The 24,952-nt window shown below is 62.2% G+C and carries 23 protein-coding genes; 15 read left to right on the top strand and 8 right to left on the bottom strand.

Annotated elements, in window-relative coordinates:
* Positions 1–396 precede the first annotated feature (396 nt).
* From IWW33_RS07565 to dksA, 5 genes are all read right to left on the bottom strand, one after another.
* Positions 397–1,836, bottom strand: a complete 1,440-nt coding sequence (locus IWW33_RS07565; RefSeq protein ID WP_174142449.1) for a sigma-54 dependent transcriptional regulator — start codon at positions 1,834–1,836, stop codon at positions 397–399.
* 4 nt (positions 1,837–1,840) lie between these two features.
* Positions 1,841–4,816 carry a sensor histidine kinase gene (locus tag IWW33_RS07560; RefSeq protein WP_012312670.1) on the bottom strand — a complete coding sequence of 992 codons (2,976 nt, stop codon included), beginning with the start codon at positions 4,814–4,816 and terminating at the stop codon, positions 1,841–1,843.
* Positions 4,800–4,976 carry a hypothetical protein gene (locus IWW33_RS07555; RefSeq protein WP_003250005.1) on the bottom strand — a complete coding sequence of 59 codons (177 nt, stop codon included), beginning with the start codon at positions 4,974–4,976 and terminating at the stop codon, positions 4,800–4,802. Before IWW33_RS07555 ends, IWW33_RS07560 begins: the two co-directional genes overlap by 17 nt.
* Before the next feature lie 244 nt (positions 4,977–5,220).
* Positions 5,221–6,108: a tRNA glutamyl-Q(34) synthetase GluQRS gene (gene gluQRS, locus IWW33_RS07550; protein WP_119688257.1), complete on the bottom strand. Its 888-nt coding sequence runs from the start codon at positions 6,106–6,108 to the stop codon at positions 5,221–5,223.
* 63 nt (positions 6,109–6,171) lie between these two features.
* Positions 6,172–6,615, bottom strand: coding sequence for an RNA polymerase-binding protein DksA (dksA, locus tag IWW33_RS07545; RefSeq protein ID WP_039604811.1), 444 nt, complete (start codon positions 6,613–6,615; stop codon positions 6,172–6,174).
* A 210-nt stretch (positions 6,616–6,825) separates the two neighbouring features.
* On the opposite strand from dksA, the gene IWW33_RS07540 reads away from it, so the two are divergent.
* Together IWW33_RS07540 and sfsA are read left to right on the top strand one after the other, a co-directional pair.
* Positions 6,826–7,998, top strand: a complete 1,173-nt coding sequence (locus IWW33_RS07540; RefSeq protein WP_046788168.1) for a pyridoxal phosphate-dependent aminotransferase — start codon at positions 6,826–6,828, stop codon at positions 7,996–7,998.
* Positions 7,998–8,711 carry a DNA/RNA nuclease SfsA gene (sfsA, locus tag IWW33_RS07535; protein ID WP_039604039.1) on the top strand — a complete coding sequence of 238 codons (714 nt, stop codon included), beginning with the start codon at positions 7,998–8,000 and terminating at the stop codon, positions 8,709–8,711. Before IWW33_RS07540 ends, sfsA begins: the two co-directional genes overlap by 1 nt.
* Here the strand turns inward: sfsA and IWW33_RS07530 are convergent.
* Positions 8,701–9,018, bottom strand: coding sequence for a Rieske (2Fe-2S) protein (locus IWW33_RS07530; protein ID WP_115273551.1), 318 nt, complete (start codon positions 9,016–9,018; stop codon positions 8,701–8,703). The two genes, sfsA and IWW33_RS07530, sit on opposite strands and share 11 nt — an antisense overlap.
* Positions 9,019–9,167: 149 nt before the next feature.
* Between IWW33_RS07530 and IWW33_RS07525 the strand changes: the two genes are divergently transcribed.
* The 4 genes from IWW33_RS07525 to IWW33_RS07510 are packed head-to-tail and all read left to right on the top strand — an operon-like array spanning position 9,168 to position 12,753.
* On the top strand, positions 9,168–10,052 hold the full coding sequence (locus IWW33_RS07525) for an ABC transporter substrate-binding protein (protein WP_115273552.1): 885 nt from the start codon (positions 9,168–9,170) through the stop codon (positions 10,050–10,052).
* Between the two features lie 50 nt (positions 10,053–10,102).
* The gene (locus IWW33_RS07520) at positions 10,103–11,086 is read left to right on the top strand and encodes an iron ABC transporter permease (RefSeq protein WP_196914444.1); all 984 of its coding nucleotides are present in this window, start codon (positions 10,103–10,105) and stop codon (positions 11,084–11,086) included.
* Positions 11,086–11,853: a heme ABC transporter ATP-binding protein gene (locus IWW33_RS07515; protein WP_174142447.1), complete on the top strand. Its 768-nt coding sequence runs from the start codon at positions 11,086–11,088 to the stop codon at positions 11,851–11,853. The genes IWW33_RS07520 and IWW33_RS07515 overlap by 1 nt, the downstream gene beginning before the upstream one ends.
* Positions 11,854–11,865: 12 nt before the next feature.
* A complete protein-coding gene (locus IWW33_RS07510) occupies positions 11,866–12,753 on the top strand; it encodes a ChaN family lipoprotein (protein WP_174142446.1) in 888 nt (295 codons plus the stop codon).
* A 201-nt stretch (positions 12,754–12,954) separates the two neighbouring features.
* Here IWW33_RS07510 and IWW33_RS07505 read toward each other — a convergent pair whose 3' ends face one another.
* Entirely contained in the window at positions 12,955–13,233 is a 279-nt protein-coding gene (locus IWW33_RS07505; RefSeq protein WP_012312680.1) for a TfoX/Sxy family protein, read from the bottom strand.
* Positions 13,234–13,410: 177 nt separating this feature from the next.
* Positions 13,411–14,973, bottom strand: a complete 1,563-nt coding sequence (locus IWW33_RS07500) for a bifunctional aminoglycoside phosphotransferase/ATP-binding protein (RefSeq protein WP_119688260.1) — start codon at positions 14,971–14,973, stop codon at positions 13,411–13,413.
* Positions 14,974–15,090: 117 nt separating this feature from the next.
* Between IWW33_RS07500 and mrcB the strand changes: the two genes are divergently transcribed.
* The 9 genes from mrcB to msrQ all read left to right on the top strand — a co-directional run bounded on the left by mrcB (position 15,091) and on the right by msrQ (position 24,951).
* A complete protein-coding gene (gene mrcB / locus IWW33_RS07495) occupies positions 15,091–17,412 on the top strand; it encodes a penicillin-binding protein 1B (RefSeq protein ID WP_174142444.1) in 2,322 nt (773 codons plus the stop codon).
* Between the two features lie 15 nt (positions 17,413–17,427).
* Complete coding sequence (locus IWW33_RS07490) at positions 17,428–18,216, top strand: tetratricopeptide repeat protein (RefSeq protein ID WP_046788177.1); 789 nt, start codon at positions 17,428–17,430, stop codon at positions 18,214–18,216.
* On the top strand, positions 18,216–18,542 hold the full coding sequence (locus tag IWW33_RS07485; protein WP_012312684.1) for a YqcC family protein: 327 nt from the start codon (positions 18,216–18,218) through the stop codon (positions 18,540–18,542). The genes IWW33_RS07490 and IWW33_RS07485 overlap by 1 nt, the downstream gene beginning before the upstream one ends.
* Before the next feature lie 414 nt (positions 18,543–18,956).
* On the top strand, positions 18,957–20,681 hold the full coding sequence (locus IWW33_RS07480; RefSeq protein ID WP_174142442.1) for an acetolactate synthase 3 large subunit: 1,725 nt from the start codon (positions 18,957–18,959) through the stop codon (positions 20,679–20,681).
* A gap of 1 nt (position 20,682) precedes the next feature.
* Positions 20,683–21,174, top strand: a complete 492-nt coding sequence (gene ilvN / locus IWW33_RS07475) for an acetolactate synthase small subunit (RefSeq protein WP_003250040.1) — start codon at positions 20,683–20,685, stop codon at positions 21,172–21,174.
* Between the two features lie 54 nt (positions 21,175–21,228).
* The gene (ilvC, locus tag IWW33_RS07470) at positions 21,229–22,245 is read left to right on the top strand and encodes a ketol-acid reductoisomerase (RefSeq protein ID WP_012312686.1); all 1,017 of its coding nucleotides are present in this window, start codon (positions 21,229–21,231) and stop codon (positions 22,243–22,245) included.
* 150 nt (positions 22,246–22,395) lie between these two features.
* Positions 22,396–23,247 carry a CDP-diacylglycerol--serine O-phosphatidyltransferase gene (gene pssA / locus IWW33_RS07465; RefSeq protein ID WP_012312687.1) on the top strand — a complete coding sequence of 284 codons (852 nt, stop codon included), beginning with the start codon at positions 22,396–22,398 and terminating at the stop codon, positions 23,245–23,247.
* 76 nt (positions 23,248–23,323) lie between these two features.
* Positions 23,324–24,337 carry a protein-methionine-sulfoxide reductase catalytic subunit MsrP gene (gene msrP, locus IWW33_RS07460; protein WP_046788178.1) on the top strand — a complete coding sequence of 338 codons (1,014 nt, stop codon included), beginning with the start codon at positions 23,324–23,326 and terminating at the stop codon, positions 24,335–24,337.
* Positions 24,337–24,951, top strand: a complete 615-nt coding sequence (gene msrQ, locus IWW33_RS07455) for a protein-methionine-sulfoxide reductase heme-binding subunit MsrQ (RefSeq protein ID WP_174142441.1) — start codon at positions 24,337–24,339, stop codon at positions 24,949–24,951. The genes msrP and msrQ overlap by 1 nt, the downstream gene beginning before the upstream one ends.
* The last annotated feature ends 1 nt before the right edge of the window (position 24,952 follow it).

Raw genomic sequence — 24,952 nt, 5'->3', positions numbered from 1 at the left:
GCATCCTCTCCAAAAGAATCAGTTAGCTGCGCCTCCGCCGTCTTGTTTTTATTGTGCGTGAGCCGTTTCGTCTTGTTCTTATTCTGAGTTGCAGTGCTTGTTATTGTTCTTGTACTGAACATATAGCAGGTGGCGTGCCAACTTTTTCAAACCCAATGAAATCAATGGTTTGGCGGGTTTTTGAGAAGGCTGGCGGGTGGTAAATGTCGGAATTTCGTTACCGTACGCCTCGGGAACTGTTACGGCGCAAAGATTGGGTAACAGATTTTTGCGGGTACTGATGTGTTACCACGGGTTGCCGCGACGCTGTTCAGCGTCCATGCGATCGAGCGCCGCGCGGGCGGCGCTCGATCTGACTGGCGCCACCTTTGCTGCGGCGAGCACCATCGGAGTCGATCATTCGCTGGTAGCGTTGCTCTTGCGGCGCGGTATGCCCAGGCGCTGACGGCGCTCCCACAGGCACTTGCGGCTGACCCCGAGCTTGCGGGCAAGCTCGGTTTCGGTCATGTGGTCCTGGTGCTCAAGCACGAAATGCTGGAAGTAGTCTTCCAGCGACAGATCCTCGGTCGGCTCATGGCTGGCGTTGCTGGCAGCGCCAGCGGCCATCGCCTTGTCGAGAAGGTCGTCATCGTCCATATCGCTCAGCTCGATATCGATACCCAGCAGTTCTGCCGATATTTCCGCGCTCTCGCTCAGAATCACCGCACGCTCTACGGCGTTCTCCAGTTCGCGCACGTTGCCCGGCCAGCTGTAATGACGAATGGCTTGCTCGGCTTCAGGCGAGAAGTGCAGGTCGTCACGACCGATGCGCGCGCTCTGCCTGGCGAGGAAGGCGCTGGCGATCTCGTTGACGTCACTGCCGCGCTCGCGCAGGGCTGGCAATTTCAGGGCGATCACATGCAGGCGATAGTAAAGGTCTTCACGGAATTGCCCAGCCTTGGCCAGGTTTTTCAGGTCCCGGTGGGTCGCGGCAATCAGGCGCACATCGACTTTTTGCGACTGTACCGAACCCACCCGGCGGATTTCGCCCTCCTGCAGTACGCGCAGCAGACGGGCCTGGGCTTCCAGTGGCAGTTCACCGATCTCATCGAGGAACAGGGTGCCGCCGTCTGCCGCTTCCACCAGGCCGGCACGCCCGGCGCTGGCACCGGTGAACGCACCTTTTTCGTGGCCGAACAGTTCCGACTCGATCAAGGTTTCGGGAATGGCCGCGCAGTTCACCGAGATCATCGGCGCTTTGGCGCGCCGTGACAGGTTGTGCAGGGCACGGGCTACCAGTTCCTTGCCGGTACCGGACTCACCCTGGATGAGCACATTGGAATCGGTGGGCGCCACCTTGCGGATCTTGCTGTACATATCCTGCATGGGGGGGCAGGAGCCAATGATGCCGATCTCGCCGTTGGCCGATGCCGGGGCGCCTTTTTCGGCAGGCGCTGCCTTGCCGTTGCTGCGTGGCTCGGCGGCTGGGGCGGGTGCCGGCGCACTCTGCCGGTCGCGCAGGATGCGCGCCACGGCCTGGAGCATTTCGTCGTGGTCGAAAGGCTTGGCGATGTAGTCCACCGCGCCCATCTTCATCGAGTCCACCGCCGAGCGCAGGCTGGCGTAACTGGTCATGATCAGCACCGGGGTGCCTTGGCCGAGCTTGATCAACTCGGTTCCCGGCGCGCCGGGCAGGCGCAGGTCGCTGACGATCAGGTCGAAGGTGGCAATGCTGAAGCGTTCCTGGGCTTCCTGCACCGAGCCGGCTTCGCTGACCTGGTACTGGTTCCGCTCGAGCAGGCGACGCAAGGCCGAGCGGATGATGGTTTCGTCTTCGACGATCAGAATATGCGGCATTGATTCAATTCTCTCGACGGTCTCGAATTTCAGGGGACGTCGCTACGACATGCCGGGGCAGGGTCACGCGGATCCGTGTGCCACGTTGCCGTTCGATGTCGGCCGGGCTGTCGATGGTGATTTGCCCATAATGCTCTTCCACGATGGAATAGACCAGAGCGAGCCCCAGTCCGGTTCCCTCGCCCGGGTCCTTGGTGGTGAAGAAAGGTTCGAACAGGCGGTCCATGATGTTCTTCGGAATCCCACTGCCTTCGTCCTCGACGATCAGGTCGACGGTGTGCTCGCTGACTTCGGTGCGTACCCGCACGGCGCTGCCGGGCGGCGAAGCATCGCGCGCGTTGGAGAGCAGGTTGATCAGTACCTGGGCCAGGCGCTGGGGGTCCCCCTCGGCCCAGTGGTCGGGGTCGCAGAGGTTGAAGAACTGTACTTCGAAATTGCGCCGGTTCAACGCCAGCAGACCGATGGCATCCTGGGCCACTTCAGCCAGGCACACCGGCTCTTCGCTGTTCTGGTGGCTACCGCCGGCATGGGCAAAACTCATCAGCGACTGCACGATGCGCGACACCCGTTTGGTCTGTTCGAGTATCTGGCTCGACAATTCGATGATCTCGCCGTCCCCTTCGCGCTCCTCGCGCAGGTTTTGCGCCAGGCAGGCGATGCCGGTGATCGGGTTGCCGATCTCGTGGGCCACGCCCGCAGCCAGGCGGCCGATGCTGGCAAGGCGCTCGGAGTGCACCAGCTTGTCTTCCAGGGCCTGGGTCTCGGTGAGGTCTTCGACCAGCAGCACCAGGCCGCTGTTGCCGGGTGCCAGGGGCTCGTCGATGGCTGCCTTGTGCAGGTTCAGCCAGCGCGGCTGCCCGTCCAGTGCCAGGCGCTGCTTGTGCAAGTGCTCATCAGGCACGTTGATGAAACCTTGCAGCAGGCCGCGCCAGGGTTCATCGATGGTTACCAGGCGCGACCCGACCACGTGTTTGGCGGCGATGCCGGTCAGCTCTTCCATGGCCTTGTTCCACATCAGGATTTCCTGGTCCTTGGCCAGCGAGCAGACGCCCATGGGCAGCTCCTGCAGGGTCTGGCGGTGGTAGCGGCGCAAGGCATCGAGTTCAGCAGCCAGGCCCGTCAGGCGCGAGTGGTAATCTTCCAGGCGGCTTTCGATGAAGTGAATGTCTTCGGTGACGTAGTTCTCGTTGCCAGACTTGTAAGGCAGGAAGGTTTCGACCATGTCCTGGGCCACGCTCGGGCCCATCAGGCCCGAGAGGTTGGCCTCGATGCGGTCACGCAGGCGGCGCAGGGCATAGGGGCGGCGCTCGTCGAACGGCAGGTAGAGGTCACGCAGGGCTTGTTCGACTTCCTTCTGTGCAGCCTTGGCGCCCAGTGGCTTGGCCAGTTGGGTGGCGAATTCCTGCGGTGAGGCAGCATGCAGCTCGCGGCGCTGGGGGCGGCGCACGTTGTCCACCGCGCATGCTTCAGCGGCGCTGACTTCCTCGCTGCTGGCGTTGGTGAACAGTGAAATCAGCGTGAACAACAATACGTTGGCGGCCAGCGAGGCAATTGCCGCCATGTGCCAGCTGGTGTCGTCGAGCACATAGATCATGTCCAGCAGCGGGATGTAGAAGCCCTGCAGGTTGCCCAGCAGGGGCAGCAGCATGGTCACCATCCATACCAGGGTGCCGGCCAGCAGGCCGGCGATGAAGCCGCGGCGGTTGGCGGTCGGCCAGTACAGCACCGACAGCACCCCAGGCAGGAACTGCAAGGTGGCGACGAAGGCGACGATGCCCAGGTTGGCGAGGCTCTGGTGGGTGTTCTGGTTCAGGTAGAACATGAAGCCAGCGGTGATGATGGCGACTATCAGCGCGCGGCGGGTCCATTTCAGCCAGCGGTAGATGTTGCCTTCGGCCGGTGGCTGGTACAACGGCAGCACCAGGTGGTTGAGCGCCATGCCCGACAGCGCCAGGGTGGTGACGATGATCAGGCCGCTGGCGGCAGACAACCCACCGACATAGGCCAGCAGTGCCAGCGCCTTGTTGTTGGCGGCGATGCCAAGGCCCAGTGTGAAGTACTCGGGGTTGGTGCTGGCACCCAGGCGCAGGCCCGCCCACAGCACCAGCGGCACGGCCAGGCTCATCAACAGCAGGAACAGCGGCAGGCCCCAGCTGGCGCTGACCAGCGAGCGCGGGTTGAGGTTTTCAGTGAAGGCCATGTGGTACATGTGCGGCATGACGATGGCCGAGGCGAAGAACACCAGCAGCAGGGTGCGCCATGGGCCTTCCTGCAAGGGGGTGTGCAGCGCTGCCAGGGCTGTCTGGTTCTGCAGCAGCCACACTTCCAGCCCGTGCGGGCCACCAAACACGCCGTACAGGGCATACAGGCCAATGCCGCCCAGGGCCAGCAGCTTGATCACCGACTCGAAGGCGATGGCGAACACCAGCCCTTCATGCTTTTCGCGCGTGGCGATGTGGCGTGAGCCGAAGAAGATGGTGAACAGGATGATCAGCGCACAGAAGGCAAAGGCCACCCGGGCCTTGACTGGTTCACCGGTGAGAATGCTGATCGAGTCGGCCACTGCCTGAATTTGCAGCGCCAGCAGGGGCAGTACCCCGATCAGCATGAAAATGGTCGTCAGCGCACCGGCCCAGGTGCTGCGAAAGCGAAAGGCCAGCAGGTCGGCCAGTGACGACAATTGGTAGGTGCGGGTGATCTTGAGGATCGGGTAGAGCAGCACCGGTGCCAGCAGGAAGGCGCCGGACACCCCAAGGTAACAGGCGAGGAAGCCGTAGCCATACTGATAGGCCAGGCCCACCGAGCCGTAGAACGCCCATGCGCTGGCGTAGACGCCCAGCGACAGGGTGTAGGTCAGCGGGTGGCGAATGATCGAACGGGGTATCAACCCACGCTCGCTGATCCAGGCCACGCCGAACAGCACCATCAGGTACGCGGCGCTGATCAGGATCATCTGGGTCAGGCTAAAGCTCATCGGCATCTCGTTGGCTCTGCAGGATGAAGGTGACGACGATCAGGATCAGCCAGAGCAGGTAAGGGCGGTACCAGGCACCGGTCGGTTCGATCCACCAGTCCATGATGGCCGGGGAGAACAGGTAGATCCCCACGACCAGAAGCAGGACCAAACGATAGATGTACATGCTGGCCTCGATGGTTGGGCGCTGCGGGCTTGGACTTATTATTGGCGCAAATGGCTGGGGCGATGCTAGCGGGAATCGGTGGTGTTCGCCAAGGGTTTGAAATTATTGGGCTTTTGTTTTTGAGACGTTAGTTGCCTGTAATGGCCCTATCGTCGGTAAGCCCGCCCCCCACAAGTACCCACACCTATAGGTACTGCACTGTACCTGTGCAAGCCGGCTTGCCGGCGATAGGGCCGGTGATGCTTCAGTTCAAATCAGCCTCGGGCACCGTCGTTCGCTGTGCAATGGCCGCTGGCTGCCAGCGCTGGCGCGCCACGGCCAACACTTCAGCCGGCGTTGCCGTCAACAACTGGGGGTCAGCTTCCTGGCCCAATGCCCGCAACGCCCGCAACAGCAACGGCGTCGCCTGGCCAGCCTCAAGGGGCGGCGAACGGTACGACTTGCCCAGCTTGTGCCCATCAGGTTGCACGATCAGCGGAATGTGCAGGTAGCGCGGCTGGGAAAAGCCCAGCAATTCCTGCAGGTACAACTGGCGCGGCGTGTTGTCGAGCAGGTCGGCCCCGCGCACGATGTCGGTAACACCTTGCCAGGCATCATCCAGCACAACGGCCAACTGGTACGCATACAGCCCGTCGCGGCGCTGAATCACGAAATCGCCCACCTCGCGCCCAAGGTGTTGCTGGAACGCCCCTTGCACCCGATCGGTAAAGCGGTAGAGCAGTTCTGGCACCCGCAGGCGGATGGCCGCGCCTTCACGGGCATGCCCGGCGTTGCGGCAAAACCCTGGATAGATGCCGTTGTAGCCTTCGAGCTGCTTGCGCGAACAGGTGCAGGCATAGGCCAGGCCCATATTGAACAAGCGCTCGACCACTTCTGCATAAGCCGGGTGGCGCTGGCTCTGGAAGACAACCTCGCCGTCCCACTCCAGCCCATAGCGCTCCAGCGTCTGCAGGATTGCATCACGGGCGCCCGGCATTTCCCGGGGCGGGTCGGTGTCTTCCACGCGAAGCAGCCAGCGGCCATTGACCGCACGGGCGTCAAGCCAGGAGGCGAGGGCTGCGACCAGCGAGCCGAAGTGCAGAAAACCGCTGGGGGTGGGGGCGAAGCGTCCGATGTAGCGGGAGTCGTTCATGGGTGGTCGTGCGTATGAAATGAAACGGGGCGCATGATGCGCCCCGTTCGGGTAGGAGAAGGATCAGCCTTTGCCGACTGTTTTTTCCTTTTTCTCCGCGATTTCCTTGCAGTCGAAGCACAGGTCGGCAGTCGGACGGGCTTCCAGACGGCGCAGGCCGATCTCGATACCGCAGGAGTCGCACCAGCCGTACTCGTCGTCCTGAATTTTCTGCAGGGTCTTGTCGATTTTCTTGATCAGCTTGCGCTCGCGATCGCGGTTGCGCAGCTCAAGGGCGAATTCCTCTTCCTGGCTGGCGCGGTCGGCCGGGTCCGGGAAGTTGGCCGCTTCGTCTTTCATGTGATCAACGGTGCGATCCACACTGACCATCAGCTCGCCTTTCCAGGCATTGAGCAGCTTGGTGAAGTGCTTTTTCATGGGCTCGCCCATGTACGCCTCACCCTTGCTTTCGACGTAGGGCTCGACACCGTACATGGTCTGGACTTTTTGCTTTTCTACGGTGGACATGAATAGACCGCCTCTCACTCATCTGATCCAATGCGCAGGATGCTCCATCTCCGGCACCCGCCGGCCCTGCGACTGCGAGCCGCCGAACTTACCAGATAGATCGGGGGTGCGCTAGCCCGCCCGGTCCTAGCTGTTGACAGCGCCGTGAAGCGCACGTTCGGTGCCGCGCAGAGGTAGAATCACCAGTTTAGACCCAATTGAGAGAAGGTCATGGCTCACCCCTACAGTGCGCGCAGCCGCGCCATCGAACCCTTCCACGTCATGGCGTTGCTGGCGCGGGCCAACGAGCTGCAAGCGGCCGGTCATGATGTGATCCACCTGGAGATCGGCGAGCCGGACTTCACCACTGCCGCGCCTATCGTCGAGGCAGGCCAGGCAGCGCTGGCTGCCGGGCATACCCGCTATACCGCCGCGCGTGGCCTGCCGGCACTGCGCGAGGCGATTGCGGGTTTTTACGACCAGCGTTATGGCGTTGCGGTAGACCCTGAACGCATCCTGATCACCCCGGGGGGCTCTGGCGCGCTGCTGTTGGCCAGCAGCCTGCTGGTCGACCCGGGCAAGCACTGGCTGTTGGCAGACCCCGGCTATCCATGCAACCGCCACTTCCTGCGACTGGTCGAGGGTGGTGCGCAACTGGTACCTGTCGGGCCTGAGGTGAACTACCAGCTGACCGCCGACCTGGTGGCCCGTCACTGGAACCAGGACACTGTCGGTGCCCTGGTCGCCTCGCCAGCCAACCCCACCGGTACGGTGCTGGAGCGTGATGAGCTGGCCAGCCTGGCCAAGGCCACCCGCGAACGAAATGGCCACCTGGTGGTGGACGAGATCTACCACGGGCTGACGTACGGCATGGACGCTGCGAGCGTCCTGGAGGTGGATGATTCGGCATTCGTCCTGAATAGTTTTTCCAAGTATTTCGGCATGACCGGGTGGCGGCTTGGCTGGCTGGTTGCGCCGCCTGACGCCGTGGCCGATCTGGAAAAGCTGGCGCAAAATCTGTACATCAGCGCGCCCAGCATGGCCCAGCACGCCGCACTGGCCTGCTTCCAGCCTGAAACCCTGGCAATATTCGAAGCGCGCCGCGCCGAGTTTGCCCGTCGTCGCGACTACCTGTTGCCCGCCCTGCGCGAACTGGGCTTTCGCATTGCCGTGGAGCCGCAGGGCGCGTTCTATCTATATGCCGACATCAGTGCCTTTGGTGGCGATGCCTTTGCCTTCTGTCGGCACTTTCTGGAAACCGAGCATCTGGCGTTCACGCCGGGCCTGGACTTTGGTCGCCACCTGGCCGGCCATCATGTGCGCTTTGCCTACACCCAGAGCCTGCCGCGGCTGGAGGAAGCGGTCCAGCGCATCGCCCGGGGCTTACGGAGCTGGCAAGGCTGATGGTGTTCTTTCCTCCACTCGAGCAGGGGCGGCTGTTGCGCCGCTACAAGCGGTTCCTGGCGGACATCGAACTGGCCAATGGGGAGCAACTGACCATCCATTGCCCCAACACCGGCTCCATGCTCAATTGCATGCGTGAGGGCGGGCAGGTCTGGTTCAGTCGCTCCAACGACCCCAAGCGCAAGCTGCCGGGCACCTGGGAAATCAGTGAAACGCCCCAGGGGCGGCTGGCCTGCGTCAACACGGGGCGGGCCAACGCGCTGGTCGAAGAAGCGCTTCGCGCCGGCGTGATCCGAGAGCTGGCGGGCTTCACTGCACTCAAACGTGAGGTGGCCTACGGTGAAGAAGGCAGCCGTGTGGACTTTCGCCTGGAGTTCGACCACGGGCCGGCCTACGTCGAGGTCAAGAGTGTGACACTGGGGTACCCGGACACGGCAGTGGCTGCTTTCCCGGATGCTGTCACCCAGCGCGGTGCCAAGCACCTGCGCGAACTGGCGACGCTGGCCCGGCAAGGTATACGTGCGGTGCAGTTGTACTGTGTGAACCTGACAGGCATCGAAGCGGTGCGCCCGGCCGACGAGATCGATGCGGCTTATGCCCGGGCACTGCGCACCGCCGTGGCGGATGGAGTAGAGGTGCTGGCTTATGGCGCGCGCCTGGATGCCGGGCACATCGTCATCGACCGTCCGCTACCGGTGCTGCTCAACCCCTGAGCCAGATGCCCTGGCTATCTTCCAGGCAGTCCAGGGCCTGCAGCGCGTCACCTTCGCAGGGGCCTGCCACGCATTCGCCATTCTCAATCAGGAACAGCGCCCCGTGATGGGCACAGTGGATCAGGCTGGCACTGTCATCGAGAAATGCGTCCGCCTGCCAGTTCAAGGGGATACCCCGGTGCGGGCAGCGGTTACGATACAGGTGCACACGGCCCTGGCGACGCACGCCGAACAGTTCGGTGCCGTCTACGCTGAAGGCGCGGCTGTGGCCCTCGGCCAGCGCTGCGGAAGTACAAAGGAAGTGCATTTGCGGGAACGACTCGTGAAACAAGTGATGGCTTGACGCGCCAATGCGAATAATTATCAAATTGCCCGCTATCGCTGCGCCCGGTTGTCTATGGTGCGCAGTTCCGCCGTTCGCCACAAGGCGTGTGGCTCGCCTTCAGAAGGAATCCGATGATGCGTCGTCCCGCTGTCTTGCTTGCCTTGTGTGCGGCCCTGGTTGCTTGCACCCAAGCCCTGGCCGCCGACCTGCCACAGCGCTGGGTCAGTGCTGGCGGCGCATTGAGCGAGTGGATCAGCGCACTGGGCGGCGAGCCGCGCCTGGTGGGTGTGGACACCACCAGCCAGCATCCTGAGTCACTCAAGGGCCTGCCAAGTATCGGTTACCAGCGCCAGTTGTCCGCAGAGGGCATCCTCAGCTTGCGCCCGGATGTACTGGTGGGCACAGAAGAGATGGGGCCGCCACCTGTGCTTGCGCAAATCCGCAAAGCCGGCGTTCGGGTGGAGCTGCTCTCCAGCAAGGCTGACCTCGCCGCCGTGGATGCAAACCTCGAGCAGTTGGGTATGTTGCTCGGCGCCGAGCAGAAGGCCGCGCAACTCGTTGCCGATTATCATCAGCAGCTCGAGGTATTGCAGGAGCAGGTCAAGCAGGCCCAGGCCAGCCACAAGGTGCCGGGTGTGCTGTTGCTGGTCGGCCATGCCGGTGCCAAACCGCTGATTGCCGGGCAGGGCACCGCAGGTGACTGGCTGCTGCGTCAGGCAGGTGGGCGAAACCTGGCGGAGCATCAGGGATACAAGAACTTCTCCAATGAGGCGTTGGCGGCGCTGGACCCGGATGTCGTGGTGTTCTCCGACCGCGCCTTGGTCGGCGACCAGGCCCTGCAGGCACTGCTCAAGGAAAACCCGGCCCTGAACGCCTCCCGCGCGGTACGCGACAGGCGCCTGGTGCCACTCGACCCGACCTTGCTGGTTGGCGGCCTGGGCCCGCGCTTGCCGCTGGCCCTGCAAGACCTGGCGGCTGCGCTCTACCCGGCGGCAAAGGTCAGCTTCACGCAATGAAGCCGCGCGTGCAGCCACGTACACTGATTACCTGCCTGAGCCTGCTGTGCCTGTTGGCGGTATGGCTGTCCCTCGCGTTGGGCCCTGTGAGCTTGCCGCTGTTCGATACCTTGCGCGCGGGCCTGCGGTTATCGGGGCTGCGCATCGATGGCGAATGCCTGCAGCAGGCCGAAATGATCCTGGGCCAGATTCGCCTGCCACGCACACTGCTGGGTTTGGCAGTGGGGGCGGTGCTGGCGCTGTGCGGTGTGGCCATGCAGGGGTTGTTCCGCAATCCGCTGGCCGACCCTGGGCTTGTGGGTGTCTCCGCCGGTGCCGCAATGGGCGCCGCAGTGGCTATCGTTGGCGGTAGTTGGTTTGGCGGCATGCCTGAGGCTTTCGCACCTTACTTATTGTCACTGTGCGCCTTTGCCGGCGGCCTCGGGGTCACCGCGCTGGTCTATCGCCTTGGGCGGCGCGACGGGCAGACCAATGTGGCCACAATGTTGCTGGCCGGTGTAGCCATGACTGCGCTGGGGGGCGCGGCGGTTGGCCTGTTTTCCTACCTGGCCGACGATGCCACCCTGCGCACGCTGACCTTCTGGAACCTGGGCAGTCTCAATGGTGCCAGCTACGACCGGCTGTGGCCGTTGCTGATCGTTGCCGCAGGCGTCGCGCTGTGGTTGCCGCGCCGGGCGCGGGCGCTCAATGCCTTGCTGCTGGGCGAGTCCGAGGCGCGGCACCTGGGGATCGAGGTGGAGCGGCTCAAGCGCGAGTTGGTGTTCTGCACGGCCTTGGGTGTGGGAGCGGCCGTTGCGGCGGCGGGGCTTATCGGCTTCATCGGCCTGGTGGTACCGCACCTGGTGCGCTTGCTGGCCGGGCCTGATCACCGCGTGGTGTTGCCCGCCTCGTTGTTGGCCGGCGGCGTGCTGATGCTGCTCGCCGACCTGGTGGCGCGCTTGGCGCTGGCGCCGGCCGAGTTGCCGATCGGTATTGTCACGGCATTTATCGGTGCGCCGTTTTTCCTGGTTCTGCTGATCAGAGGGCGCAGCTGATGTTGCAAGTCGAGGGCCTGTACCTGCGTCGTGGTGGGAATGAAGTACTGCAAGACCTCCACCTGCAATTGCACCCGGGCCAGGTCATTGGCGTGCTCGGGCCGAATGGTGCAGGCAAGAGCAGCCTGCTGGGCGTGCTGTGTGGCGAGCTGTCGCCCGGCCAAGGAAGCGTGACGCTGCAGGGCCGGCCGTTGGCCGATTGGCCTGGGCAGGCGCGGGCCAGGCGCCTGGCGGTGTTGCCGCAGGTGTCCAGCCTGGGCTTTGCGTTCAGGGTCGAGGAAGTGGTGGGCATGGGGCGAATGCCGCATGACAGCGGCCAGGTGCGTGACGCTGAGATCGTTGAGGCGGCCCTGCGCGCGGCGGATGCCTGGCACCTGCTGGGTCGCAGTTACCTGGCTTTGTCGGGCGGAGAGCGGCAGCGGGTGCATCTGGCCCGCGTACTGGCTCAGCTTTGGCCGGGTGAGCAGGGGACTACGCTGCTGCTTGACGAGCCGACCTCGATGCTCGACCCCTTGCACCAGCACACCACCTTGCAAGCCGTGCGCAGTTTTGCCGATCGCGGCGCAGCGGTATTGGTGATCCTGCATGACCTGAACCTGGCGGCGCGCTACTGTGATCGTATCCTGTTGCTCGAAGGCGGCCGTGCCCATGCTCTGGCGTCGCCGCAGGAGGTATTGACGCCCAGGGCGCTCAAGGCCGTGTTCGGCATTGACGTATTGGTGCAGGCCCATCCGGAACGGGGGCATCCGCTGATCATCACCCGCTAGGAGGCGTTGCCGATGCATCATTCCTTACTGTCTGGCGCGTTGCTGGGCTTGTTGCTGGCGTTGGGTGGCTGCCAGGCCAGCTTGCCGCCGTTACCCGCCTGGCAGAGTAGCGAGGGGCGTGACAGCGCAGAACTGGGGCAAATCCACGACCTGGCCAGTGGCAAGGTCATCAGCCCGGAACAGCTGGTCGAGCAACTGGCTGGCGTACCGCGAGTGCTGGTAGGCGAAAAGCATGACAATGCCGACCATCACGCCTTGCAACTTTGGTTGATCCGCGCCATGCAGGCCCGGCGTGCCCAGGGCAGCCTGCTTCTGGAAATGCTGCAACCGCAGCAGCAGTCACGGGTCGATGCGGTTGAAGGCCAGGCGCGGTTGCCGCAGGACCTGCCCAAGGCCCTGGCGTGGCAGGAGGGCTGGGACTGGCAGCTGTACGGGCCGATCGTACGTGAAGCACTGGGTAACCATATTCCCCTTCTGGCCGCCAACCTGTCGCCTGGCGAAATGCGCCAAGCCTACCGGCAGGCGGCGGCGGTGCCGGGGGCGCAGTCCAATGCCCCGTCAGTAAAGGCGGCATTGCTCGAGCAGGTGAGGGCCGGGCACTGTAATTTGCTCCCCGAGAGCCAGTTGCCGGCCATGCTGGCCGTTCAGCAACAACGTGACCGGCGCATTGCCGAGCGGCTGCTGGCAGCGCCGCAGCCGGCCTTGTTGTTCGCCGGTGCATTCCACGCACGCAAGGACCTGGGCGTGCCGCTGCACCTTGCCGACCTGGGGGCCGACGGGCAGAGCAAAGTGCTGCTGCTGGCCGAGGTCGGTCAGCAGGTCGAGGCGGGGATGGCAGACTTTGTGTGGTATACGGCTGCGATGCCGGAGCAGGACTATTGCGCACGGTTGCGTAGGTAGACGGGGAAGCGCGGGCGCTGACAATGCAGTGACAAGCAAAAAAAAGACCCGGCAAAAATGCCGGGTCAATAACCGTGATTAGCCTGATGAGGAGATAATCTGAGAGTCCGAACCAGGGGCTTTCAGCTTATCCAACCAGTCTCGCGACCAGTTGTGATAATCATAACGATTCTCATTATCGAGTCAATCCCCATCTGATGTTTATTTTGCATTTTTTTGCGCAGGGCATTTCGCATCCAGTTGTTGATTGAGCGCTTGCTTGCGCTCGGCCGGCAAATCGTTCCAGTGCATGTCCAGCAGCGCGCCTTCAATGGCGTACAGCAACACCTTCGACGCCCGGAATCCTCGGGTTTTCACGGCCTGGTACGCACCTACCGCGCCGAGTCGACGCAAATCCGATGCACTGTGGATACCGGCCGCATGCAACCACTGCGCGGAGGTCTTTCCAAGATTCTTCAGATGCTGCAATTCATCGTTCATCGAGCCTCCTTGCGATGGCTGAACGGGTATTAGGGGATAAATCGCGAGCAGGTCAGAGAGGAGTGTAGCGGGGGTTGGAAAATGCGCGGCCTTTTGCCATCGGGGGCGACGAGATGCCCTGTTTGCGCTGGGTGCAGGAATGCGGGCCGGCCAATTGCCGGCCCGAATTGCGTTGAATCAAAGACCGGGCAAACGCTGACGGACCTGGTCGATCACCTGGTCCATGCTGCTGGCATCCTGAGTATCAACACGTGTGCTCTGCTGCAGTTCAACGTCATCCAATGGCTCACGGCTGGCCTGCTGTGCCTTGACCACTTCCAGGGTGGCGTCCGACGGGTCGCTATTCTGGGCCAGGCGCTGCGCCAGCCAACTGGCGATGACCGCCTCCGGGGCCTGGCAATCGAGGATCAGCAGTGGCACGCCGGTATCGCTCGCGACCTCGGCTGCGGCCTTGCGGTGTTCGTGCTTGAGGTAAGTGGCATCGAGCACTACCGGGAAGCCTGCGCGCAGGATGGTAGCGGCAAGCTGGTGCAGGCGCTGGTAGGTGGCGGTGCTGGCATCGTTGTCGTAGATGCCGGCTTGCAGTTGGCCTGCTTCGGCTTTCTGCTGTTCACCGAACAGGCGCTTGCGCTCCACATCGGAACGCACGCGCACGGCGCCCAAGGCTTCGACCAGGCGCATGGCGACGTGGCTCTTGCCCACTGCCGAGACGCCGTGGGTGATGGCCAGCAGGCGCGAAGGGATGGCGCTGTAGCTTTCAGCCAGGTTGGCGTAGTTGCGGTAGGTGCGCAGGCTGGTGGCGCGCTGCACGCCATCGGCATTGGCCGGCATGCTGAACAGGGCGATCTTGGCGCGGACCAGGGCGCGGTAGGCCTTGTAGAAGTTCAACACTTCCAGGCCTTCATAGTCGCCGGTCAGCTCCAGGTACTGGCTGACGAAGCGCCGCGCCAGGCATTTGAGGCCGCGGTCTTCCAGGTCCATGGCGAGGAAACCGGTGTCGGCCCAGACGTCGGTCATGCGGAACGGTTCATTGAACTCGATGCAGTCGAAGATCACCACCTTGCCATCGATCACGGTGGCGTTACCCAAATGAATGTCGCCATGGCATTCGCGGGTGAACCCATTGGCCTTGCGCGCCGCGAACAGGCCTTCAAGGCGTTCGAAACTGCTGCGCGCCCAGGCCTGCAGGTTGTCCAGCTGCTGCAGGTCGGCCTTGTCACTGAGGAATGGGCGGATCTGCTCGAAGTTCTGCTCGACCGGGGCCATGACGCTTTCAGGTGAGCCATAGGGCTGCTCGGCGGGCACTTTCGGAGTTTGCAGGTGGAATTCGGCGATCTGCCGGGCCATTTGGTCGATGTGCCCGGCATTGAGTTCACCGTTGGCCTGCAGGGTGTTGAGCATCTGCCCCTGCGGGAACTGGCGCATTTTCAGCGCGTACTCGATCGCCGCACCTTCACCGCCGAGCTGCGGGGCTTCGGCGCTGCCAGTGATCGGCAGCACTTCCAGGTACAGGCCGTCGGTCAGGCGCTGGTTCAGGCGCAACTCTTCGTTACAGAAATGCTGGCGCTGATCAAGCCCGGTGAAGTCGAGGAAGCCGAAATTCATCGGCTTCTTGATCTTGTAGGCGTATTCGCCAGTGAGCAGGACCCAGGAGATATGCGTCTCGATGAGTTGGAACCCGTCCACGGGGTGAGGGTAGAGGGCAGGGTTCTGCAACGCTTTGATCAAGGCTTGGCTCACGGGAAATCCTTCCGGGGGCAGGGAATTCGAAGGCGCCATTATGGTCAATGGTGCCGCCCCTGCATACCGCCAGAGGGCGCCTGCCCAGCCTTTACAAAGTGCGTATAATCCGCCGCCATGACTCGAACCCGAAATTCCCGTACTCCTAAGAAACGCCCGACCGGCCGCTCGCGCGCCTGGCTGGGCTGGGCGTTGAAGCTCAGCCTGGTTGGCCTGGTGATCGTTGCCGGCTTCGCGGTTTACCTCGATGCTGTCGTCCAGGAGAAGTTCTCCGGCAAGCGCTGGACCATCCCTGCCAAGGTGTACGCCCGGCCGCTGGAGCTGTTCGTCGGCCAGAAGCTGAGCAAGAACGACTTCCTCACCGAACTCGATGCTCTCGGCTACCGGCGTGAAAGCGCGGCCAATGGCCCGGGCGCTGCGGCCGTCAACGGTAACACCGTCGACCTCAACACCCGCGGCTTCCAGTTCTACGAGGGTATGGAGCCCGCGCAGTTCGTGCGTGTGCGCTTCTCCGGCGACTACGTTGCCGGGCTGTCCGGCGCCAACAATGGCAAGCTGGATGTGGTGCGCCTCGAGCCGTTGATGATCGGGGGTATCTACCCGAAGAACCTCGAGGACCGCATCCTGATCAAGATCGATCAGGTGCCGCCGTACTTGCTCGAAACCCTGGTGGCAACCGAAGACCGAGACTTCTACAGCCACTTCGGCGTGTCGCCAAAGTCCATCGCCCGCGCAATGTGGATCAACACCTCCTCCGGTTCCATGCGCCAGGGTGGCAGTACCCTGACCCAGCAGTTGGTGAAGAACTTCTACCTGACCAGCGAGCGCACCCTCAGCCGCAAGCTGACCGAAGCGATGATGGCCGTACTGCTGGAGATGCACTACGACAAGCGCGAAATTCTCGAGGCCTACCTCAACGAGGTGTTCGTCGGCCAAGATGGCCAGCGCGCCGTGCATGGCTTTGGCCTGGCCAGCCAGTTCTTCTTCAGCCAACCGCTGTCGGAGCTCAAGTTGCACCAGATCGCCCTGTTGGTGGGTATGGTCAAAGGGCCGTCCTACTACAACCCGCGTCGCCACCCCGAGCGGGCTCTGGCGCGGCGTAACCTGGTCCTGGACCTTGTGGCCGAGCAGGGCGTTGCGAGCCAGGAAGCGGTCGATGCGGCGAAGAAGATGCCGCTGGGCGTGACCAAACGAGGCAGCCTGGCCGACAGTTCGTTCCCGGCCTTCCTCGACCTGGTCAAGCGCCAGCTGCGCCAGGACTATCGCGACGAAGACTTGACTGAAGAGGGCCTGCGCATCTTCACCAGTTTCGACCCGATTCTGCAGATGAAGGCCGAAACCTCGATGAATGAGACCTTCAAGCGTCTGTCGGGGCGCAAAGGCGCTGACGAGGTCGAATCGGCGATGGTCGTGACCAACCCGGAAACCGGTGAGGTGCAGGCCCTTATCGGCAGTCGTCAGGCCGGATTCGCCGGCTTCAACCGTGCCATCGATGCCGTGCGGCCGATTGGCTCGCTGGTCAAGCCGGCGGTGTACCTGACCGCGCTGGAGCAGCCGAGCAAGTACACCCTGACCAGCTGGGTGCAGGACGAGGCGTTTTCGGTCAAGGGCGCCAATGGCCAGGTGTGGCGCCCGCAAAACTATGACCGCCGCCCGCATGGCACCATTTACCTGTACCAGGGGCTGGCCAACTCCTACAACCTGTCGACCGCCAAGATCGGCCTGGAAGTGGGTGTGCCCAACGTCATCAAGACCATCGGCCGGCTCGGGGTCAGTGTCGACTGGCCTGCGTTCCCGGCAATGCTGCTGGGGGCCGGTGGCATGTCGCCGATGCAGGTGGCGACCATGTACCAGACCATCGCCAATGGCGGTTTCAATACGCCGATGCGCGGCATCCGCAGTGTGCTCACCGCCGAAGGTGAGCCGCTCAAGCGTTACCCGTTCCAGATCCAGCAGACCTTCGATCCGGGCTCCATCTACCTGGTGCAGAACGCGATGCAGCGGGTGATGCGCGAAGGTACCGGCCGCTCCGTGTACAACGTGCTGCCCAGGTCGCTGACCCTGGCGGGCAAGACCGGTACCAGTAACGACTCGCGTGACAGTTGGTTCTCAGGCTTCAGCCAGGACCTGCTGGCGGTGGTGTGGATGGGCCGTGACGATAACGGCAAGACGCCGTTCACTGGCGCCACCGGTGCCCTGCAGGTGTGGACCAGCTTCATGAAGAAGGCTGACCCGCTGCCGCTGGACATGCCGCAACCGGACAACGTGGTACAGGCCTGGATCGACCCCTACAGTGGGCAGGGTTCCGACGCAAGCTGTCCGGGGGCGGTGCAGATGCCGTATATTCGCGGGAGCGAACCGCCCGCCGGCGCGATCTGTGGCGGCGAGCAGAATCCGGCAGAATCGGTCATGGACTGGGTCAAAGGCTGGATGAATTAAGCCCTGGCAGCATTGATGAGGTGTGAAGTGAAAAAGTGGTGGTTTCCTGCCGTGACGGCACTGGTGGTGCTGCAGGGCTGTTCCAGCGTTCAGCGTGGCAACATCCCGGTTGTGGACTCGAGCACACGGGTGTCCAACAGTGAACGCGTGACGGCCAACCGCTCGGCGGCCGGCATCAGCAATGGCACCTCGCAGGCGCAGACCCTGCCTGAGGACTCCGGCGTGACCGTGATGATTCCGCAAGGTGCCGGTGCCACGGGCATCCAGACGTTCCCGGCAGGCAATGGCGTGGCCCCGATCAGCACCACGCCGATTACCACTGGCCCCGGCACATCTGCACCGATGACGACCAACCCCAACCCGATCGCCGACGAACCGTTCGACATCGCGTCGATGAACAGTGCCCCGGCCGCTGCCAGCGCGCCAACCGGCATTCCGCGCAGCAGTGCGGCATCCGGGGGGCTGTCGGCTGACGAGCAGCTCGATGGCCCGGTGCTGGCATTGTTGACCACCGCCCAGTCGCAACAGGGCAGTGGCGACTTCAACGGTGCGGCCTCGAGCCTGGAGCGCGCCCAGCGCATCGCCCCGCGTGAGCCGCAGGTACTGTTCCGTCTGGCGCAGGTGCGCCTGTCCCAGGGCGATGCGGCGCAGGCCGAGCAATTGGCGCGCCGTGCCCTGACCTATGCCAATGGTCGCCCTGACCTTCAGGCCGAGCTGTGGAACACCATCGCCCAGGCCCGTGAGAAGCAGGGTGACAGCGCCGGCGCCGCGCTGGCCCGGCAAAAAGCGCGGGTCAACTCCTGATGATCGAGCAGCGCATTCTGGACATCGCCGACCACCTGCTGCTCATCGAGCGTGAGTTGATCGTGCAGGGCTGGTGGGCTGACGAGCCGCCAAGCGATGAGGCGCTGGCCAGCACAGTGCCTTTTGCGGTCGATAGCATGAGCTTCGAGCAGTGGCTGCAGTGGATATTCCTGCCGCGCATGAAGATCATCATCGAGCTTGGTCAACCGCTGCCCAACGCCTCGAGCATTCTGGTGATGGCCGAGACGGTGTTCGTCGACCGGCCGGAGCAGAGTCGTGAGTTGCGGCGCCTGCTGGCAGAGTTCGATCAATTGATCGCTGCTTGAGCCTGATTTCTTCTCTTTTTCCTTCAGGGGCCGCAGATTGTGGCCCTTTTTTGTGGAAAAGTTATTTTTCCTGCTGCTGTGTCGGTTTTTAGTGGTGGCAGGAATTCATCTTGAGGAAAAATTGGCAATAATTTTTCTTGACTTGTAGCCGCCAAATCACAAGAATCCAGTTTCCGCTTTAGAGGGACTGCCAGAAGCAGACCCGCTAAGCAGATCATGAGGCGCACACCCGCGCCGACCTGTTACACCCCGCAACGCGTTACCTCGCGCTGGGTGGGATAACCCCGCAACACTCAGGGGTGCTCCCAATACTTGCTCAGTCAGTGCTGACGTTCGCTCATGCTCTGCTTGGCAGTAAACCTATTAAGACCCGTCCACTAGGGACGGTATTCTGGCGTTTTAGAGGTGAACAACGTGGAGCTTTTATCTGGCGCTGAGATGGTCGTCCGCTTCTTGCGTGACGAAGGCGTTAAGCACATCTACGGGTACCCTGGTGGTGCTCTCCTGCATGTTTACGACGCCCTGTTCAAGGAACCGGAAGTCGAGCACATCCTGGTTCGTCACGAGCAGGCTGCTACCCATATGGCGGACGGCTACGCCCGCGCCACCGGCAAGGCCGGTGTGGTGCTGGTAACCTCCGGCCCGGGCGCGACCAATGCCATCACCGGTATTGCCACCGCTTACATGGACTCGATTCCGATGGTCATCCTGTCCGGCCAGGTGCCTAGCACCATGGTGGGTACCGATGCCTTCCAGGAAACCGACATGATCGGCATCTCGCGGCCGATCGTGAAGCACAGCTTCATGATCAAACACGCTACCGAGATCCCTGAAGTTCTGAAAAAAGCCTTCTATCTGGCGCAATCCGGCCGTCCAGGCCCGGTCGTGGTCGACATTCCAAAAGATATGACCAACCCGGCCGAGAAGTTCGAATACGTCTATCCGAAGAAGGTCAAGCTGCGCTCCTACAGCCCGGCAGTGCGTGGCCACTCCGGCCAGATCCGCAAGGCTGCCGAGATGCTGCTGGCTGCCAAGCGTCCGATCGTCTATGCCGGTGGCGGTGTGATTCTCGGTGGTGGCTCCGAAGCGCTGACCGAAATTGCCAAGTCGCTGAACCTGCCAGTCACCAATACCCTGATGGGCCTTGGCGGCTTCCCGGGTACCGACCGCCAGTTCCTCGGCATGCTCGGCATGCACGGCAGCTACACCGCCAACATGGCCATGCACAATGCCGATGTGATTTTCGCGGTCGGCGCGCGCTTCGATGACCGCGTGGTCAATGGTCCGGCCAAGTTCTGCCCGAATGCCAAGATCATTCACATCGACATCGACCCGGCGTCGATCTCCAAGATGATCAAGGCCGACGTGCCGATCGTGGGCCCGGTCGACAGCGTGCTGAGCGAGATGCTCGGCATCCTCAAGGAAATCGGCGAGCAGCCAGACAAGGCCGCGGCCGAAGCCTGGTGGAAGCAGATCGACGAGTGGCGCGGTAATGGCGACCTGTTCCCCTACAACAAGGGCGACGGCAGCGTCATCAAGCCGCAGACCGTCATCGAGACCTTGTGCGAAGTGACCAACGGCGATGCTTTCGTCACCTCCGACGTCGGTCAGCACCAGATGTTCGCAGCACAGTACTACCGCTTCAACAAGCCGAACCGCTGGATCAACTCCGGTGGCCTGGGCACCATGGGCTTCGGTTTCCCGGCAGCCATGGGCATCAAGCTCAATTTCCCGGATCAGGACGTGGCCTGCGTGACTGGCGAAGGCAGCATCCAGATGAACATCCAGGAGCTGTCCACCTGCATGCAGTACGGCCTGCCGGTGAAGATCGTCAACCTGAACAACGGCGTGCTGGGCATGGTCCGTCAGTGGCAGGACATGGCCTACAACGGCCGTCACTCGCACTCCTATGTCGAGTCGCTGCCTGACTTCATCAAGCTGGCCGAGGCCTATGGCCATGTGGGTATCCGCATCACCAGCCTGAAGGACCTCAAGCCGAAGCTCGAAGAAGCCTTCGCGATGAAGGACCGCCTGGTGTTCATCGACATCGCGGTCGACCGTACCGAGCACGTCTATCCGATGCAGATCAAGGATGGCTCGATGCGTGACATGTGGCTGAGCAAGACGGAGCGTACCTGATATGCGGCACATCATTTCCCTGCTGCTGGAAAACGAACCCGGTGCTCTGTCCCGCGTGGTCGGCCTGTTCTCCCAGCGCAACTACAACATTGAAAGCCTGACCGTGGCGCCCACCGAAGACCCGACCCTGTCGCGTCTGACGCTGACCACCGTTGGCCATGACGAAGTGATCGAACAGATCACCAAGAACCTCAACAAGCTGGTCGAAGTGGTCAAGCTTGTCGACCTGTCGGAAAGCGCTCACATCGAGCGTGAACTGATGCTGGTCAAGGTCAAGGCCACCGGTGCCCAGCGTGCCGAGATCAAGCGCACCACGGACATCTTCCGTGGCCAGATCGTCGATGTTACCGCCAGCGTGTACACCGTACAGCTCAGTGGTACCAGCGACAAACTGGACAGCTTCATCCAGGCCATCGGCACTGCATCGATTCTCGAAACCGTGCGCAGTGGCGTCACCGGCATTGCCCGTGGCGACAAAGTGCTCAGCATCTGAATTCAAAAATTAGCGATGGCTCCGCAGGGGCCGAGATATAACCAGGGGTATTTCATGAAAGTTTTCTACGATAAAGACTGCGACCTTTCCATCATCCAGGGCAAGAAAGTCGCCATCATCGGTTACGGTTCCCAGGGCCACGCCCAAGCGTGCAACCTGAAGGACTCCGGTGTAGACGTTACCGTCGGTCTGCGTAAAGGTTCGGCTACCGTTGCCAAGGCTGAAGCTCACGGCCTGAAAGTGGCCGACGTTGCCACCGCCGTCGCTGCTGCCGACCTGGTCATGATCCTGACCCCGGACGAGTTCCAGGGCGCTCTGTACAAGAACGAAATCGAGCCGAACATCAAGAAGGGCGCCACCCTGGCCTTCTCCCACGGTTTCTCGATCCATTACAACCAGGTCGTTCCACGTGCCGACCTCGACGTAATCATGATCGCGCCGAAGGCCCCGGGCCATACCGTGCGTTCCGAGTTCGTCAAAGGCGGCGGTATCCCTGACCTGATCGCTATCTACCAGGACGCCTCCGGCAACGCCAAGAACGTCGCCCTGTCCTACGCTTCCGGCGTTGGTGGCGGCCGTACCGGCATCATCGAAACCACCTTCAAGGACGAGACTGAAACCGACCTGTTCGGTGAGCAGGCCGTTCTGTGCGGCGGTACCGTCGAGCTGGTCAAAGCCGGTTTCGAAACCCTGGTCGAAGCTGGCTACGCGCCGGAAATGGCCTACTTCGAGTGCCTGCACGAGCTGAAGCTGATCGTCGACCTCATGTACGAAGGCGGCATCGCCAACATGAACTACTCGATCTCCAACAACGCCGAATACGGTGAGTACGTCACCGGTCCGGAAGTCATCAACGAAGAATCCCGCAAGGCCATGCGCAACGCTCTGAAGCGCATCCAGGACGGCGAGTACGCGAAGATGTTCATCTCCGAAGGCGCCACCAACTACCCATCGATGACCGCCAAGCGTCGCAACAACGCCGCTCACGGTATCGAAGTCATCGGCGAGCAACTGCGTTCGATGATGCCGTGGATCTCGGCTAACAAAATCGTCGACAAGACCAAGAACTGAGTCTTATCGAATGATGAAAAACGCGGCTTCGGCCGCGTTTTTTCGTTCTGGCATTCAGCTTCTGGTATAAAGCAGACCAGTGGCCTGCCGTCAGAACCTGTTTCGCGGGCCCGTGTCGAACATTTTCCATCCTGTTGCAAGGTACCCTCCATGAGCGAACGTCCCGAAGAGCCGAACAAGCCCTCCGACGCCGAAAGCCTGCTACCTGTCGATGAGCACGTTGAAGAAGGGCATGATGCCGAAGGGCGCAAGGTGCGCCATCGCGGTATCTATCTGTTGCCCAACCTGTTCACCACCGCCAACCTGTTTGCCGGTTTCTATTCCATCATCAACTCGATGAGCGCGCAGAGCGCCCTGAGTGCTGGCGACCCGCGCGAGGCGAGCAAGTACTTTGCATTTGCCGCCATCGCCATCTTCGTGGCCATGGTGCTCGACGGCCTCGATGGCCGTGTCGCCCGCATGACCAACACCCAGAGCGCCTTCGGGGCCGAGTACGACTCGTTGTCGGACATGGTCGCCTTCGGCGTGGCCCCGGCCCTGCTGGCCTTTGGCTGGGCGCTGGGCGACATGGGCAAGGTCGGCTGGATGGTCGCCTTCATCTATGTGGCCGGTGCCGCGCTGCGCCTGGCGCGTTTCAATACCCAGGTTGGTACTGCCGACAAGCGCTACTTCATCGGCCTGGCCAGCCCGGCTGCCGCTGGTGTGGTCGCCGGTACCGTATGGGCCTTCAGCGACTATGGTATCCAGGGCTCCAAGTTGTCGTTTTTGGTGGCACTGCTGGTTGCCGCCGCCGGTATGTTGATGGTCAGCAACATCAAGTACAACAGCTTCAAGGAGCTCGACCTCAAGGGCCGCGTGCCGTTCGTGGCGATCCTGGCGGTGGTGCTGGTGTTTGCCGTGGTATTCAGCGACCCGCCGCGCATCTTGCTGCTGATTTTCCTTGCCTACGCCGCTTCTGGTCCGATCCAGTTCCTGCTCAAAGGCCGCCATCGTAAATCCTGAATGATTTAATGATGGAATAACCCTGCGGCTCCATAGTCTTACTGGTACATCCGTTAACCAGTGCTGTGGAGCCGTCATGCTTATAAAGCTTCCCAGGTCTTCCGATTGCAAGGCATCGGAGATCACTCCCGAAAGCATCTACCTTTCCCGTCGTACCCTGTTGGGTGGCTCCATGGCCGGCGTTGCGCTGGGTGCGATGCCCTTTGCGGCGCGCGCGGCCCAAACATCGCGTTACGCAGATGTCGAGGCAGGTAACGCACCGGCCTGGTTCACCAGCAAGCTGGCTGACACGCGTTGGCAAGCGGTGACGGTAAAAGACGAGGCGATCACGCCCTTCAAGGATGCCACTCATTACAACAACTTCTATGAGTTCGGGCCTGATAAAGGCGACCCCGCCGCCAATGGCGGGAGCCTGAAGACCGAACCCTGGTCGGTGGTGGTCGATGGTGAGGTTGGCAAGCCCGGGCGTTATGCGCTGGAAGACTTTGTCAAACCCTACGCGCTTGAGGAGCGTATCTATCGGTTACGCTGCGTGGAGGCCTGGTCAATGGTCATCCCCTGGTTGGGCTTTCCCCTGGCGCAAGTGCTCAAGCAGGTTGAACCGACCTCAAAAGCGCGTTATGTACGGTTCGAGACCCTGCAGGATCCGCAGCACATGCCGGGGCAGCGTTCGGGCTTCGCGTTGATCGATTGGCCGTACGAAGAGGGCTTGCGCCTGGATGAGGCGATGAACCCGCTGGCCATCCTGGCGGTCGGCATGTATGGGCGCGAGTTGCCCAACCAGAACGGTGCGCCGCTGCGCCTGGTGGTGCCGTGGAAGTACGGGTTCAAGAGTATCAAGTCGATCGTGCGGATCAGCCTGGTGGCCGAACGGCCGCGCACGACCTGGGAGAGTCTTGCGCCTGATGAATATGGTTTCTATGCCAACGTGAACCCCGAGGTCGATCACCCGCGCTGGAGCCAGGCGCGCGAACGGCGCCTGCCCAGTGGCCTGTTCAGCCCCAACGTGCGACAGACACAGATGTTCAATGGCTACGCCGATGAAGTGGCGTCGCTGTACGCTGGCCTCGACCTGCGGAAGAACTATTGATGCGTTATCCCTGGCTGCGCCTGGCTATCTTTATAGTGGGTTGTCTGTTTCCGCTGTGGTGGTTGTATGAGGCGGCGATGAACCTGCTCGGACCGGACCCGGGGAAGATCCTTATGGATCGGCTTGGGCTGGGGGCGTTGATCTTCCTTTTGATCACGCTGAGCATGACGCCGCTGCAGAAGCTGACAGGCTGGTCGGGGTGGATCGTTGTGCGTCGGCAACTGGGGTTGTGGTGTTTTGCCTATATCGTGCTGCACCTCCTTTGCTACCTGTTCTTTATCCTGGGGCTGGATTGGGGGCAGTTTGCCGTCGAGCTGCGCAAGCGGCCGTACATCATTGTGGGGGCGCTCGGCTTTCTTTGCTTGCTGGCGTTGGCGGTGACTTCCAATCGTTACAGTCAGCGGCGCTTGGGCGCGCGCTGGAAGAAACTGCACAAGCTTGTGTATGTGATTCTCGGTTTGGGCCTGCTGCACTTCCTGTGGATTGTGCGCTCCGATCTGCGTGAGTGGGCGATCTACGCGGCCATTGCTGGCGTGTTGATGGTGCTGCGGGTGCCGGCGGTGGCGCGGCGAGTGCCTCGAATCATGGGGCGTCGGGGAAGGGTGGCTTCCTAGG

Origin of the sequence: Pseudomonas sp. M2 (genome assembly GCF_015751845.1) — a bacterium.
GTDB lineage: Bacteria > Pseudomonadota > Gammaproteobacteria > Pseudomonadales > Pseudomonadaceae > Aquipseudomonas > Aquipseudomonas putida_E.
Note: the sequence above shows the minus strand (reverse complement) of the source record. Positions and strands in the feature narration are given on the sequence as shown.